At 72.6% G+C, this 14065-nt stretch carries 12 protein-coding genes; 6 read left to right on the top strand and 6 right to left on the bottom strand.

Annotation, left to right across the window (positions count from 1 at the left end; all coding sequences use genetic code 11):
- Positions 1–58: 58 nt before the first annotated feature.
- The 4 genes from ACIDOF_RS24445 to ACIDOF_RS24460 all read right to left on the bottom strand — a co-directional run bounded on the left by ACIDOF_RS24445 (position 59) and on the right by ACIDOF_RS24460 (position 4254).
- Positions 59–1273 (bottom strand): acetyl-CoA C-acetyltransferase, encoded by a 1215-nt coding sequence (locus ACIDOF_RS24445; RefSeq protein ID WP_409008209.1) that lies wholly within the window; start codon positions 1271–1273, stop codon positions 59–61.
- 57 nt (positions 1274–1330) lie between these two features.
- Positions 1331–2473 (bottom strand): acyl-CoA dehydrogenase family protein, encoded by a 1143-nt coding sequence (locus tag ACIDOF_RS24450; protein ID WP_409008290.1) that lies wholly within the window; start codon positions 2471–2473, stop codon positions 1331–1333.
- 100 nt (positions 2474–2573) lie between these two features.
- Entirely contained in the window at positions 2574–3710 is a 1137-nt protein-coding gene (locus tag ACIDOF_RS24455) for a CaiB/BaiF CoA transferase family protein (protein WP_409008210.1), read from the bottom strand.
- A gap of 136 nt (positions 3711–3846) precedes the next feature.
- Complete coding sequence (locus ACIDOF_RS24460) at positions 3847–4254, bottom strand: MmcQ/YjbR family DNA-binding protein (protein ID WP_409008211.1); 408 nt, start codon at positions 4252–4254, stop codon at positions 3847–3849.
- An 86-nt stretch (positions 4255–4340) separates the two neighbouring features.
- Here ACIDOF_RS24460 and ACIDOF_RS24465 point away from each other — a divergent pair, with 86 nt between their 5' ends.
- Positions 4341–5567, top strand: coding sequence for a saccharopine dehydrogenase family protein (locus tag ACIDOF_RS24465; RefSeq protein ID WP_409008212.1), 1227 nt, complete (start codon positions 4341–4343; stop codon positions 5565–5567).
- A gap of 164 nt (positions 5568–5731) precedes the next feature.
- On the opposite strand, the gene ACIDOF_RS24470 is transcribed toward ACIDOF_RS24465, so the two are convergent.
- Positions 5732–6430, bottom strand: a complete 699-nt coding sequence (locus tag ACIDOF_RS24470) for an endonuclease V (RefSeq protein ID WP_409008213.1) — start codon at positions 6428–6430, stop codon at positions 5732–5734.
- 81 nt (positions 6431–6511) lie between these two features.
- On the opposite strand from ACIDOF_RS24470, the gene ACIDOF_RS24475 reads away from it, so the two are divergent.
- Positions 6512–6811: a YciI family protein gene (locus ACIDOF_RS24475; protein WP_409008214.1), complete on the top strand. Its 300-nt coding sequence runs from the start codon at positions 6512–6514 to the stop codon at positions 6809–6811.
- Positions 6812–6823: 12 nt separating this feature from the next.
- Here ACIDOF_RS24475 and ACIDOF_RS24480 read toward each other — a convergent pair whose 3' ends face one another.
- Positions 6824–7885, bottom strand: coding sequence for a WD40/YVTN/BNR-like repeat-containing protein (locus ACIDOF_RS24480; RefSeq protein ID WP_409008215.1), 1062 nt, complete (start codon positions 7883–7885; stop codon positions 6824–6826).
- 282 nt (positions 7886–8167) lie between these two features.
- Between ACIDOF_RS24480 and ACIDOF_RS24485 the strand changes: the two genes are divergently transcribed.
- From ACIDOF_RS24485 to ddaH, 4 genes are all read left to right on the top strand, one after another.
- Positions 8168–8584, top strand: a complete 417-nt coding sequence (locus tag ACIDOF_RS24485; protein WP_409008216.1) for an SsgA family sporulation/cell division regulator — start codon at positions 8168–8170, stop codon at positions 8582–8584.
- A gap of 335 nt (positions 8585–8919) precedes the next feature.
- Positions 8920–10560 carry an ABC-F family ATP-binding cassette domain-containing protein gene (locus tag ACIDOF_RS24490; protein ID WP_409008217.1) on the top strand — a complete coding sequence of 547 codons (1641 nt, stop codon included), beginning with the start codon at positions 8920–8922 and terminating at the stop codon, positions 10558–10560.
- A 76-nt stretch (positions 10561–10636) separates the two neighbouring features.
- Positions 10637–12907: an ATP-binding cassette domain-containing protein gene (locus tag ACIDOF_RS24495; protein WP_409008291.1), complete on the top strand. Its 2271-nt coding sequence runs from the start codon at positions 10637–10639 to the stop codon at positions 12905–12907.
- Between the two features lie 236 nt (positions 12908–13143).
- Positions 13144–13920, top strand: coding sequence for a dimethylargininase (ddaH, locus tag ACIDOF_RS24500; RefSeq protein ID WP_409008218.1), 777 nt, complete (start codon positions 13144–13146; stop codon positions 13918–13920).
- The last annotated feature ends 145 nt before the right edge of the window (positions 13921–14065 follow it).

Raw genomic sequence — 14065 nt, forward strand, 5'->3', positions numbered from 1 at the left:
CAGGGGCGCGGGGAACTGCGCGACCAGCCCCCACCGGCCCGCAGGCGACGATGAACCGCTACAGCCGCTCGACGACGGTCGCGATGCCCATACCCCCGCCGACGCACAACGTCGCCAAGCCGTACCGCAGGTCCCTGCGCTCCAGCTCGTCCACCAACGTGCCCAGGATCATCGCGCCCGTCGCGCCCAGCGGGTGCCCGAGGGCGATCGCGCCGCCGTTGACGTTGACCTTCTCCAGGTCGAGGCCCATGTCCTTGACGAAGCGCAGGACGACCGCCGCGAACGCCTCGTTGATCTCGACCAGGTCGATGTCGTCGATCGTCAGGCCGGCCTTGGCGAGGGCCTTGCGGGTCGCGGGCGCGGGACCGGTCAGCATGATCGTCGGCTCGGAGCCGGACACGGCGGCGGAGACGATCCGGGCGCGGGGCGTGAGCCCGTACCGCTCCCCCACCTCGCGGGTGCCGATGGCGACGAGGGACGCTCCGTCGACGATGCCGGAGGAGTTGCCCGCGTGGTGGACGTGGTCGATCTGCTCGACCCAGTGGTACTTCTGCAGCGCGACCGCGTCGAACCCGCCGAGGTCGCCGATGTCCTTGAACGACGGCTTCAGCTTGGCGAGGGAGTCGGCGGTGGTGCCGGGGCGCGGGAACTCGTCCTGGTCGAGGACGACGAGGCCGTTGCGGTCCTTCACCGGGACGACGGAGCGCTCGAAGCGGCCGTCCTTGATCGCGGCGGCGGCGCGCTCCTGGGACAGCGCCGCGTACTCGTCGACGTCGCGCCGGGAGAAGCCCTCGATGGTGGCGATCAGGTCGGCGCCGATGCCCTGCGGCACGAAGCCGGTCTCGAAGTTGGTCATCGGGTCGGCGAACCAGGCGCCGCCGTCCGAGGCCATCGGCACGCGGGACATCGACTCGACACCGCCCGCGAGGACCAGGTCCTCCCAGCCCGAACGGACCTTCATCGCGGCCAGGTTGACCGCTTCGAGGCCCGAGGCACAGAAGCGGTTCTCCTGCACGCCGGCCACCGTGTCGGGCAGCCCGGCGGCGATGGCGGCGATCCGCGCGATGTCGGAGCCCTGGTCGCCGACGGGGCCGACGACGCCGAGCACGATGTCGTCGATCGCGGCCGGGTCGAGGTCGGGGAAGCGGGCCTTGATCTCGTGGATCAGGCCGACCACCAGGTCGATGGGCTTGGTGCCGTGCAGGGCCCCGTTGGCCTTGCCGCGCCCGCGCGGGGTGCGGATCGCGTCGTACACGTACGCTTCGGTGCTCAAGGTCTCAAGCCTTTCGTGGTGCGGAACGAGGGTGGCTGTACTGGAGATGCACGAGGGCTACGGGAGCAGCGAGCGGCCGATGATCTCCTTCATGATCTCGGTCGTGCCGCCGTAGATGGTCTGGATGCGGCCGTCGGTGAAGGCCTTCGCGACCCGGTACTCGGTCATGTAGCCGTAGCCGCCGTGGAGTTGGAGGCAGCGGTCGGCGACGCGCTTCTGCAGTTCGGTGGCCCACCACTTGGCCATGGACGCGTGCACGGCGTCCAGTTCGCCCTTGTCGTGGTCCTCGATGCAGCGGTCCAGGAACGTGCGGGTGACGGCGCACTCGGTGGCCATCTCCGCTATCTCGAAGCGGATGTGCTGGAACTTGGCGATGGAACGGCCGAACGCCTCGCGCTCCTTCACGTACTCCATGGTGATCTCCAGGAGGTGTTCGGCGGCGGCGATCGCGGCGACGGCGATGCCCATGCGCTCCTGCGCGAGGTTGGTCATCAGGTGGATGAACGCGCCGTTGAGCTCGCCGAGCAGGTTCTCCTTGGGCACCTTCACGTCGTTGAAGAACAACTCGGCGGTGTCCTGGGACTTCTGGCCGATCTTGTCGAGGTTGCGGCCGCGCTCGAAGCCCTCCATGCCGCGCTCCACGACGAGCAGGGACAGGCCGTGCGCCCCGCCCTCGGGGGTGGTCTTCGCGACGACGATCACCAGGTCGGCGAGGATGCCGTTGGAGATGAACGTCTTGGAGCCGTTGAGCAGCCAGTGGTCGCCCTTGTCCTCGGCGGCGGTGCGGATGCCCTGGAGGTCGGAGCCCGCGCCCGGCTCGGTCATGGCGATCGCGGTGATCAGCGAGCCGTCGCAGAACCCGGGCAGCCAGCGCCGCTTCTGCTCGTCGGTGGCGAGCGAGGTCAGATACGGGCCGATGATGTCGTTGTGCAGCCCGACGGCGAGCCCGGCGGCCCCGGCGCGGGTGAACTCCTCGGCCAGTACGGCGGAGTAGCGGAAGTCCTCGTTCCCGCCGCCGCCGAACTCCTCGGGCACGGCGAGGCCGAGCAGCCCCTGCCGGCCGGCGGCGAGCCACGCCTCGCGGGAGACGATGCCGTCCTTCTCCCACTGCTCGTAGTGCGGCGCGACCTCCTTGGCGAGGAACGTGCGCACGGTCTCGCGGAACGCCTCGTGGTCGGCGTCGTACAGCCTGCGCTGCATGCCCGAGGGCGTCTGTGACGTCATGCTGTGGTCCTCCTGGAGGCGGCTTCGGTACGGGTGACGGGGCGGCGGTGCACGGGAGTTGCTCGTCGTACGGGAGTCAGTCGGTCTCGGCGGCCAGTCCGGGTACGTCCCAGTCGCGGGCCACGTCCGCCGTGTCGGCGCCGGGCTGCGCGGGGCCGCTGCGGACGGCGCCGGGGGTGGCGGAGAAGCGGGGGGCGGGCGCCGGCTGGGTGATGCCGCTGTGCTCGACGAAGGTGGCGCGGGCGGCGAGGTGCGGATGCGCGGGCGCCTCGCGCAGCGAGAGGACGGGCGCCACGCACGCGTCCGACGTCTCGAAGACCGCGGTCCACTCGTCGCGCGTACGGGTCTTGAAAGCGGCGGCGATGGTCTCCCGCAGCTCGCCCCAGGCCGCGAGGTCACCCCGGGGCGGGGCCTGGTCCGCGATGCCGAGGAGCTGCACGAACTCGTCGTAGAACTGCTGCTCCAGGGCGCCGACGGCCATGTGACCGCCGTCCGCCGTCTCGTAGGTGCCGTAGAACGGGCAGCCGCCGTCGAGGAGGTTGGAGCCGCGGCGGTCCTGCCAGCCGCCGGCCGCCATCATGCCGTGGATCATCGACGCGAGGTGGGCGGCGCCGTCCACGATCGCGGCGTCGACGACCTGGCCCTCGCCGGTGGCGCGCGCGTGCTGCAGGGCGGCGAGGACGCCGACGACGAGGTAGAGCGAGCCGCCCGCGTAGTCCCCGACCAGGTTGGCGGGGATGGCCGGGGCCTCGTCGGGGCGGCCGATCATGCCGAGGGTGCCGGTGATCGCGATGTACCCGATGTCGTGGCCGGCGCGCTGGGCGAGCGGGCCGTCCTGGCCCCAGCCGGTCATCCGCCCGTACACCAGGCGGGAGTTGCGGGCGCGGCACTGCTCGGGGCCGACGCCGAGGCGCTCGGCGACGCCCGGCCGGAAGCCCTCGATCAGGATGTCCGCCCGCTCCACGAGGTCGAGCACACGGGCCGGGCCCTCGGGGGACTTGAGGTCGACGAGGACGGAGCGCTTGTTGCGGTTGGTGATGTCGTACGCGGGATTGATCGCCAGGCCACCGCCGCCGGGCCGGTCCACGCGGACCACGTCGGCGCCGAGGTCGGCGAGCAGCATCGCGGCGAACGGGCCGGGGCCGATGCCGGCCAGCTCGACGACGCGGATGCCGCTCAGCGGACCGTCCGTACCCCTTGCTGTCCCTGCCATCGAGCCCCCAGCCACTGTGACACCACTGATGTAACACCAGCGATGCTAAGAACACGTTCCACTCCGCACAAGGGTTGGCGAGCAAGCGCTTAGAAATTCCCGCCCTTGTCGGCGGCGCGCGGCTCTGCCGCTCGGCTCAGTGCCGGGCGTCCAGCTCCGCGACCCACTTCTTCGTGGCGATCACGCGGTAGCTCTCCTCCACCCAGTCGCACAGCAGCTCCGCGTCCGGCGCGCCCTGCTCCTCCAGCGGGACGCGCACCCAGCCGGCCTTCCCCAGTCCGTACCCGGCGGGTTCCGCTCCGGGGCAGGTCAGCGCATGCGCATGCGCCTCCTCGTCCCTGAGCTTGACCGTCACCGCGAGGGGCCAGCTGCCGTCCTCCACGCCCAGGAAGACGAACACCTTCCGGTTGACCTTCGCCACCGACTCGCCCCAGGGGAACTCCTCGACGGCGCCCGGCAGTCCGAGCGCGAAGGACCGCACCCGCCGCCACTTGTCCAGCACGGCCTTCGGGGCCTTACGCGGTGGATTGTTCGGTTCGACCATGACCGGCTCCGGGGTGCTCGAACGACCACTTCACGCTCACGCTAGCCTCGGCCACCGACAACGGCGCGGCCACGACGAGGGGTGTCATGAGCACGGACCACGAGCAGGCGGCCACGGCCGCGACGGACGACGACCGCGCGCAGCGCACGTACGACATCGTGCTCTTCGGGGCGACGGGTTTCGTCGGGACGCTGATCGCCGAGTACCTCGCGGAGCACGCGCCGGAAGGCCTGCGCTGGGCGCTCGCCGGGCGCAGCACCGCCAAGCTGGAGCGACTGCGCGAGCGGCTGACCGGCCTCGACCCGCGGCTCGGCGAGCTGCCGCTGCTGCGCGCCGACGCGGACGACCCGGCCGGGCTCCGCGACATCGCACAGCACGCGCGCGTGGTGGCGACGACGGTCGGCCCGTACATCACGTACGGGCAGGAGCTGGTCGCGGCCTGCGCCGACGCGGGCACGGACTATCTGGACCTGTCCGGGGAGCCGGAGTTCGTGGACCTCATGTACGTCCGACACGACGCACGCGCGCGTGAGACCGGGGCGCGTCTGATCCCCGCCTGCGGCTTCGACTCCGTTCCGCACGACCTGGGCGTGCAGTTCACGGTCGAGCAACTGCCGGAAGGGGTGCCGCTGCGGATCGACGGGTTCGTGCGCACCAACGCCACGTTCTCCGGCGGTACGTTCGCCTCCGCGCTGACCGCGTTCTCGCGCGGGCGGCAGACGGCTGCGGCCGCGCGGGACCGGCGCCGGCACGAGCCGCGCCTGACCGGCCGCCGCGCGTACGCGCCCGTGGGCCCGCCCCGGTTCGCGAAGGAACTCGGCGCCTGGGCCGTGCCGTTGCCGACGATCGACCCGCAGATCGTGCAGCGCTCGGCGCGCGCCCTGGAGCGGTACGGGCCGGACTTCCGGTACCGGCACTACGCCGCCGTGAAGCACCTGCCCGTCGCGCTCGGCGGGGTCGCCGCGCTCGGCGCGCTGGCCACGGCGGCCCAACTTCCGTCCGCCCGGCGCTGGTTGTCGGACCGGGTCAAGCCGGGCGAGGGGCCGAGCGAGGAGCGGCGGGCGAAGAGCTGGTTCTCGGTGCGGTTCGTCGGTGACGGGGGTGGGCGCCGGGTCTACACAGAGGTCTCGGGCGGGGACCCGGGCTACGGCGACACGGCGAAGATGTTCGCCGAGTCCGCCCTGTGCCTGGCCCTCGACCCGCTGCCGTCGACCTCGGGCCAGGTCACCCCGGCTGTGGCGATGGGCGGTGCCCTGCGGGAACGCCTGGAGCGCGCGGGGATCCGTTTCCGGGTGGCCCACGCGCCCCGATAGGGGCGCGGGGAACTGCGCGACCAGCCACGGCGGCGGGGCAGCCGAAGGACGGGCCAGGGGAGGCGGGGGCGGAGCCCCGCCTCAGGGGCGCGGGGAACTGCGCGAGCGGCCACGACGAAAGCCGCAGACGAAGACCGACCCGGGGCCCGGGGCGGAGCCCCGGGTCAGTTCGTCGCAGCCGTCAACGCCCGCCTGCACAAGGCATCAGCGACCCGCGTCGTCTCCGGCAACCGATACCGCGGCGTCAGGTGCAGCACATGACCGACGGCCGTCCGCAGGTCGACCCGGTGGCCGACGGAGACGAACACCGGCTTCACCCCGTCCCGCGTCCGCACCGCGCACCCCACCTCCTCCCCGCCGGCCTCCGCGTCGACCAGCGGCGAGGTACTGCCGCGTTCCGCACCCGGCTCCTCGTACGCGAACGTGAACGGGTTCTTCGCGACCCCGATCGTCGGCAGCCCCGTGAGCACGCCGAGGTGGCTCGCGAGGCCGAAGCGGCGCGGGTGGGCGAGCCCGTACCCGTCGCAGACGACCAGGCCGGGCGCGGCCGTCAGGCGCTCCAACACGGCGAGGACAGTGGGCAGTTCACGGAAGGCGAGCAGCCCCGGCACGTACGGGAAGCTGATCCGCCCCACCGCGGTCGCCTCCTCGACGACCTCCAGGCTCGCCCCGTCGAGGACCACGGCGGCCGCGACGACGACATCGCGCTCGTCGTCGTACGCCACGTCCACCCCCGTGACCGTGCCGGCGCCGGGCGCCGGGCCGGGCTCGTGGAGTTCGACGCGGGTGCGCAACTCGTCCTGGACGGCGCGCGCCCGGGCTTCGGTGGTGGGCCAGTCGGCGGGGATGCGTACGGTCGTCATGGTGCTGCGAGCGTACGCGGCCGTGTTCCGGCCTCCGGACGGGAGGGCGGGGGGCGCGGGCGGCCGGATAGTCTCGCCGGCATGTTCGTACTGGAATTGACCTACACCGCGCCGATCGAAGCCGTCGAGGAGCACCTCGAGGCGCACGTCGAGTGGCTCGACCGGCACTTCGCCGACGGCACCTTCCTCGCCTCCGGGCGCAAGAACCCGCGCGACGGCGGCGTGATCATCGCCGTGGGCGACGACCGTGCCGCCGTCGAGAAGGTCGCCGCGGCCGACCCGTTCAGCACGGCGGGCGTCTGCTCGTACCGCGTGACCGAGTTCATCGCGACGAAGACGGTGCCCGAACTGGCCGCGTTCCGGCAGCAGTTGACGTCCTGAGCGGGTTCGGGGTCAGTCGGCCCCGGTCGTCAGGCGGGCGATCCGGCCGCGCTCGCCGGAGGCCCAGCAGCCGCGGTCCGGCGCGCAGTCGACGGTGTCGTACGAGCCGGTGTCGACGGTGCGCCAGCTGCGGCCCGCGTCCGTGGTGACGTCGGTGCCGGTCGGGCCGACCGCGAGGGCGGTGGCCCTGCTGCCCGGCAGCCAGGCCGCGCCCGAGCGGTAGGCGGGCGGCGGCTCGGCGGCCGGTGTCCAGCTGCCGCCGCCGTCGGCGGAGCGGGCGGCGGCGTCCGACGAGGCCTGGCCGGGGCGGTAGTCGCCGCCGACGGCGAGGCCGTGCTGCCGGTCGCGGAACGCCACCGCGAACACCCCGCGCGCCGGGTCGCCCGCCGGGATCGGCAGCGTGGCCGCCGTCCAGGTGCGGCCGCGGTCGGCCGAGTGCAGCACGCGCGCGTGGGCGCCGCCGCCGGTGGCCAGCCAGACGTCGCTCGGCCCGGCCGACGTCAGGCACTGGCCGCTCGCCGCGAAGCCCGCCTCGCCCTCCTGGGCCGGGGGCATGCCGTCGTCCGGGAGCACCTTCCAGGAGCGGCCGCCGTCGGCGGTGGACAGGATGCGGTACTTGCCGTCGACCGGGTCGCTCATCGCGAGGCCGTGCCTGCGGTCGAAGAAGGTCATGCAGTCGTAGAACGCCCGCGGGTCGGTGTTGCGGAAGGACTCCGTCCAGCTCGCCCCGCCGTCCTCGGTGCGGAAGACCCGTGAGGCCTCGCCCTCCCCGATGGCCAGGACCACGGCCCGGCGCGCGTCGAACGCCTCGACGTCCCGGAACTCCAACTCGCCCGCGCCGGGCGGCGACACGTCGGCCCAGCGGCGGCCGGCGTCGACCGTGCGCAGCACCGTGCCCTGCGAGCCCGCGACCCACGCCGTGGACCGGCTGACCGCCGCGAGCCCGCGGAAGCGGGCGTCACTGCCGCTGGGCGTGAGCTCCCACGCGGCGCCCGCCCGTTGCGCGTCCCGGTCGGTCTGCGGCCGGGCCGCCGCCGGGGCCGTCAGCGCTGCGGCGAGCGCGAGCCCGCACATCCCCGCCGCGGCGCACGTACCGCGCCGCCGCCTCGCACCCCGTACGCCCCGTTGTACCCGTACGCCCCGTAGTCCCCGTAGTCCCCAAGTTCCCCTCATGCGCCGGGAAGCTAGCCGACCCCGGCAGGGTCGTCCAGAGCGCCGCACGGCGGCCGTACGGGAGGCGTCCGGGGCCGGGGCGGTGATGCACGTCACCAGAACCCCGATGCACGGATCCCCGCGTTCCGCCGTCTTCCCCTGTGCCGGGTCCATCCCGCCCGGCAGTCGTCGAGGGAGCAGGCGTTGTCCACCGTCATCGAGCAAGCCGTAGAGGCCCGCCTCATCGCGTCCGCGCCGCGCATGCCCAGCATCCCCGCGACCCTGCGCTACGACGCCCGCGACCCGTACGCCGTCCGCATGTCCTTCCCCGCGCCCGCCACCCTCGAAGGCGTCGACGTGTGCTGGACGTTCGCGCGGGACCTGCTCGCGGCCGGCGTCGACCAGTGGGCGGGCGAGGGGGACGTGCGGGTGCGGCCGTACGGCTACGACCGGACCGTCCTGGAGTTCCACGCGCCCGAGGGCACCGCGATCGTGCACGTCCGCACCGGCGAGCTGCGCCGCTTCCTGCACCGGGCCGCCGTTCTCGTACCGGCCGGGCACGAGCATCTGCACCTCGACATGGACGGTGACCTGGCCGAACTGCTCCGCGACGCCTGCTGAGCGGAACCGGCCGGGCCGAGCGCCCCGAAAAAAGCCGTTGACGCCCGCGCCGGGCCTCTCGTACGGTGTATGAGCCTTGTTGCCGTCGATCGGAGTAGGACGTTGCTCATCTGAGGTCTGGGACACCCGCGTAGCACAGTGATCCTTCCTGTGTCGTACGCCCGGTGCGACCTCGGCTGTGAGCCGTCCCCCGCGCAGCAGGGTTCTTCTGTTTCCTGACCCCGCCCCAGGGCCTGTTTTCCCGGCCGTCAGGGGCCGCTGCCGCGCTCCCCGTCGCACCCCCGTGTCCCCCACGCGCTGTTCCGTCACTTCTAGCGCGCCGGAGGCCGCCCACCATGTCTACCCACCCCACATCCATCGCCTGCACCTCGCTGCACTTCAGCTGGGCCGACGGCACCGAGGTCTTCGACGGCCTCCAGGTCGCCTTCGGCCCCGGCCGGACCGGCCTCATCGGGGTCAACGGGTCAGGAAAATCAACCCTGTTGAAACTGATCGCCGGGGAGCTCGCCCCGGCCGACGGCACAGTCCGCGTCAGCGGCGAGGTCGGCTACCTGCCGCAGAACGTCACCCTCGACACCGCCCTCAAGGTCGACGAGGTGCTCGGCATCGCCGGAACCCGCGCCGCCCTGCACGCCATCGAGGCCGGGGACGTCGCCGAGGAGCACTTCACCGCGGTCGGCGACGACTGGGACGTCGAGGAGCGGGCCGCCGCGACCCTCGCCCAGCTCGGCCTCGGCCACATCGGCCTGGACCGCACCATCGGCGAGGTGTCCGGCGGCGAGTCCGTGCTGCTCAGGCTGGCGGCGCTGCTGCTCCGCCGGCCGGACGTCCTGCTGCTCGACGAGCCGACGAACAACCTCGACCTGTTCGCCCGGCAGCGGCTCTACGCCGCCGTGCAGGCCTGGTCGGGCGTGCTCGTCGTGGTCAGCCACGACCGGGAGCTCCTCGACCTGGTCGACCAGATCGCCGACCTCAGGGGCGGCGAAGTCACCTGGTACGGCGGCAACTTCAGCGCGTACGAGGAGGCGCTCGCGGTCGAGCAGGAGGCGGCGGAGCGCATGGTGCGCGTCGCCGAGGCCGACCTGAAGCGGCAGAAGCGCGAACTCGTCGACGCCCAGGTGAAGTTGGCGCGCCGCGTGCGGTACGGCGACAAGATGTTCGCGCAGAAGCGGGAGCCGAAGATCGTGATGAACGCGCGCAAGCGGGAGGCCCAGGTCTCCGCCGGCAAGCACCGCATCATGCACGAGGAGAAGCTCTCCGAGGCCAAGGAGCGGCTCGACGAGGCCGTGGAGGCGGTGCGGGACGACGACGAGATCCGCGTCGACCTGCCCTTCACCGCGGTGCCGCCGGGACGCCAGGTCCTCACCCTGCGCGAACTGACACTCCGTTACGGGGCGGAGGTCAAGGGCGAGTTCGAGCTGCGCGGACCCGAGCGGATCGCGCTCGTCGGCCGCAACGGCGCGGGCAAGACCACGCTGCTGCGCACCGTCGCGGGCCGGCTCGACCCGGTCGCGGGCGAGGCCGTGCCGCACGTACCGCTGCGGTTCCTGCCGCAACGCCTCGACGTCCTGGACGAGGAGCGGACCGTCGCCGAGAACGTGGCGCTCGCCGCACCCGACGCGACCAACAACCGGATCAGGGCGCGGCTCGCGCGCTTCCTGTTCAAGGGCGCGAAGGCCGACCAGGCGGCGGGCACGCTGTCCGGCGGCGAGCGGTTCCGCGCGACGCTCGCGGCGCTGCTGCTCGCCGAGCCCGCGCCGCAGCTGCTGATGCTGGACGAGCCGACGAACAACCTCGACATGGCCAGCGTCCGGCAGCTGACCTCGGCCCTGGAGTCGTACGAGGGGGCGCTGATCGTGGCCAGCCACGACCTGGCGTTCCTGGAGTCGATCGGGGTCACCCGCTGGCTGCTGCTCGACGGGGAGCTGCGGGACACGACCGAGGAGGAGGTGCGGGAGCTGATGGCGGCACGGTGAGTGACCGCGCCACTCTGGGCGGAAAACACGACAGAAGCTGTCGGGTATCCCGCCTAGCGTCACGGGCATGCCCTACATGCCCGAGCACATCGTGATCACCAGAGCCCGCGAGAACAACCTCAAGGACGTCGATCTGCGCATCCCGAAAGGCCTGCTCACGGTCTTCACCGGGGTGTCGGGGTCCGGGAAGTCGTCGATCGTCTTCGACACGATCGCCGTCGAGTCGCAGCGCCAGCTGGGCGAGACGTTCACCTGGTTCGTCCGCAACCGGCTGCCCAAGTACGAGCGGCCGCACGCGGACGGCCTGGAGGACCTGGCGCCCGCGATCGTCGTCGACCAGAAGCCGATCGGCGGCCACTCCCGGTCCACGGTCGGCACGATGACGGACGTGTACTCGGTGGTCCGCGTGCTGTTCTCCCGGTACGGGACGCCGAGCGCGGGCCCGGCGACCGCGTACTCCTTCAACGACCCGTCCGGGATGTGCCCCGAGTGCGACGGTCTGGGCCGCACGGTGCGGCCCGACTACGGGCGCATCCTTGACGAGTCGAAGTCCCTCGCCGACGGCGCGATCGTCTTCCCGCCGTTCCGCGTGGGCACCTACCACGGGCAGACCTACGTCAACAGCCCGGACCTCGACCCGCACAAGCCGGTGGGTGAATTCACCGCCGCGGAACGGGAGTTCCTGATGCGCGGGCGCGGCGGCCGGGTCCGGGTGAAGGCCCCCGGCTTCGAGGCGGAGAACGACTACGAGGGTCTCGCCGACCGGTTCGACCGGCTGTATCTGAAGCGGGACCTGTCGGCGCTCAGCCAGAAGACCCGCGACCTGGTGCAGCAGTACCTCAGCGAGGGCGTCTGCCCGCGCTGTTCGGGGGCCCGGCTCAACGAGGCGGCCCTGGCCTCGCGGATCGACGGCCTGAACATCGCCGACGTCGCCGCGATGGAGGTGTCCGACCTGATCCCGGCGCTCGCTCGGATCGACGACCCGGTGGCCGGGCCGATCGCCGCGGCCGCCGTCACCGCCCTGGAGCGCATCGAGGCGATCGGGCTCGGCTACCTGAGCCTGGACCGGCCGACGCCCACGCTCTCCGGCGGCGAGGGCCAACGCCTCAAGATGGTCCGGCACTTGGGGTCGAGCCTGACCGGCATGACGTACATCTTCGACGAGCCGAGCGTCGGACTGCACCCGCGGGACGTGGGGCGGCTCAACGATCTGCTGCTGCGGCTGCGGGACAAGGGCAACACGGTGCTCGTGGTGGAGCACGACCCGGACGTCATCGCCGTCGCCGACCACGTGGTCGACATGGGCCCCGGCGCGGGCACGGGCGGCGGGCAGGTGGTGTACGAGGGGACGCCGGCGGGGCTGCGCTCCTCGGGCACACTCACCGGCCGCTGTCTGCACCGCGACCGGGACGTCAAGGCCGACCCGCGCACGCCGACCGGTCAACTCCTCGTCGAGGGCGCGTCGTTGCATAACCTGCGGGACGTGACGGTGGCGTTCCCGACCGGGGTGCTCACGGCGGTGACGGGCGTGGCCGGGTCCGGGAAGTCGAGCCTCGTCTCGGGCGCGTTCACGGCGGCGCACCCGGACGCGGTCGTCGTGGACCAGTCGTCCATCGGCATCTCGGCGCGCTCCACCCCGGCTACGTACCTCGGGATCATGGACACGGTACGGAAGCTGTTCGCACGGGAGACCGGGGGCGAGCCGGGGCTGTTCAGCTTCAACTCCCGTGGCGCGTGCGAGCGTTGCCAGGGGCGCGGGGTGATCTACAGCGACCTGGCGTTCATGGACCCGGTGACGACGACGTGCGAGGCGTGCGAGGGGCGGCGGTTCAAGGACGAGGTGCTGCGGCTCACGGTCGCCGGGCGGTCCGTGGTGGACGTCCTGGAGATGACGGCGGACGACGCGCTCGCCTACTTCGAGGACCTGGGCGACCGGGGCCTGAGCCGCCGCCTGCGGGCGCTGCGCGATGTGGGCCTCACGTACCTCACCCTCGGGCAGCCGCTCGGCACGCTGTCCGGCGGCGAGCGGCAGCGCATCAAGCTGGCGACGCAGCTGCACCGCACGGGCGCCGTGTACGTCCTGGACGAGCCGACGACCGGGCTGCACATGGCGGACGTGGACGGCCTGGTCGCCCTGCTCGACCGCCTGGTGGACGGCGGCAACACGGTCCTGGTCGTCGAGCACAACCTGGACGTGGTCCGCCGCGCCGACTGGGTCGTCGACCTCGGCCCGGACGGCGGCAAGCACGGCGGCCAGGTCGTCTTCGAGGGCACCCCGGCCCAACTGCTCCTCGCGGAGGGCTCGTTCACGGCGGAACACCTGCGCCGGGAGGTGGGGGCCCCGTAAGGGGCGCGGGGAACTGCGCGACCAGCCACGAAGGCGCGGCAGCGGCCGACGAACAAGACCCGGCAGGCGCATCTGCCCACTCACGGCTTCGCGGCCGGGTGCAACCCGGTGGGGGGGGGGCCGTTCGCGCAGTTCCCCGCGCCCCTGTCGGGGCACGACCCCGCCTGGGGTTTCGCACACCCCCGCGACCTTGCATGATGGCGCCAAGGCGAACCCCCGGGTTAAGGAGTCCCCCCGTGGCAAGCAAGAAGGCCCTGATCCGCCGCCCCGGCCCGCGACTGGCCGAGGGCCTGGTCACCCACCTGGAGCGCACCCCGGTCGACGTGGACCTGGCGCTCGCGCAGTGGGAGGCGTACGGGCACGTGCTGCGAGCGCACGGCTGGGAGACCGTCGAGGTGGCCCCCGCCGACGACTGCCCGGACGCGGTGTTCGTCGAGGACGCCGTCGTGATGTTCCGCAACGTCGCCCTGATCGCCCGCCCCGGCGCCGAGTCCCGGCGGCCCGAGACGAGCGCCGTCGAGCAGGCCCTGGCCGGGCTCGGCGCCTCCCTGAACCGGGTCCGGGAGCCGGGCACGCTGGACGGCGGCGACGTCCTGAAGATCGGCGACAGGATCTACGTGGGGCGCGGCGGCCGGACCAACGCCGCCGGGGTGCGGCAGCTGCGGGCCGCGTTCGAGCCGCTCGGGGCGGAGGTCGTTGCGGTGCCGGTGTCGTCGGTGCTGCATCTGAAGTCGGCGGTGACGGCCCTCCCGGACGGCACGGTGATCGGGTACCCGCCGCTCGTGGACACGCCGTCGCTGTTCGGCCCGTTCCTGCCGGTGCCTGAGGAGTCGGGCGCGCACGTGGTGCTGCTCGGCGGCGACAAGCTCCTGATGGCCGGGAGCGCCCCGAAGTCGGCGGAGCTCCTCGCGGGCCTCGGCTACGACCCCGTACTGGTGGACATCAGCGAGTTCGAGAAGCTCGAGGGCTGCGTGACGTGCCTCTCGGTCCGACTGCGCAATCTGCACGGATAGCCATGAAACGCCAGGTGACATACGGAACAAAGGCCGCGTAACGGATGGTGGCCCACCCTGCGGGGGCTGGCCCTTTACCTGCCGCTTAACCTACGGTTTCGTAACCTACGGTCTCGTAGGCTACGTCCCCGTAGGTAAGCCGCAC

It is taken from the genome of Streptomyces sp. Da 82-17 (assembly GCF_046098215.1).
Lineage (GTDB): Bacteria > Actinomycetota > Actinomycetes > Streptomycetales > Streptomycetaceae > Streptomyces.

Bases quoted from the DNA above. Each gene is read 5' to 3' on its own strand.
- ACIDOF_RS24450 (WP_409008290.1), bottom strand. From the start codon at position 2,473: ATGCAGCGCAGGCTGTACGACGCCGACCACGAGGCGTTCCGCGAGACC.
- ACIDOF_RS24455 (WP_409008210.1), bottom strand. From the start codon at position 3,710: ATGGCAGGGACAGCAAGGGGTACGGACGGTCCGCTGAGCGGCATCCGC.
- ACIDOF_RS24460 (WP_409008211.1), bottom strand. From the start codon at position 4,254: ATGGTCGAACCGAACAATCCACCGCGTAAGGCCCCGAAGGCCGTGCTG.
- ACIDOF_RS24465 (WP_409008212.1), top strand. From the start codon at position 4,341: ATGAGCACGGACCACGAGCAGGCGGCCACGGCCGCGACGGACGACGAC.
- ACIDOF_RS24470 (WP_409008213.1), bottom strand. From the start codon at position 6,430: ATGACGACCGTACGCATCCCCGCCGACTGGCCCACCACCGAAGCCCGG.
- ACIDOF_RS24475 (WP_409008214.1), top strand. From the start codon at position 6,512: ATGTTCGTACTGGAATTGACCTACACCGCGCCGATCGAAGCCGTCGAG.
- ACIDOF_RS24480 (WP_409008215.1), bottom strand. From the start codon at position 7,885: ATGTGCGGGCTCGCGCTCGCCGCAGCGCTGACGGCCCCGGCGGCGGCC.
- ACIDOF_RS24490 (WP_409008217.1), top strand. From the start codon at position 8,920: ATGTCTACCCACCCCACATCCATCGCCTGCACCTCGCTGCACTTCAGC.
- ACIDOF_RS24495 (WP_409008291.1), top strand. From the start codon at position 10,637: ATGCCCGAGCACATCGTGATCACCAGAGCCCGCGAGAACAACCTCAAG.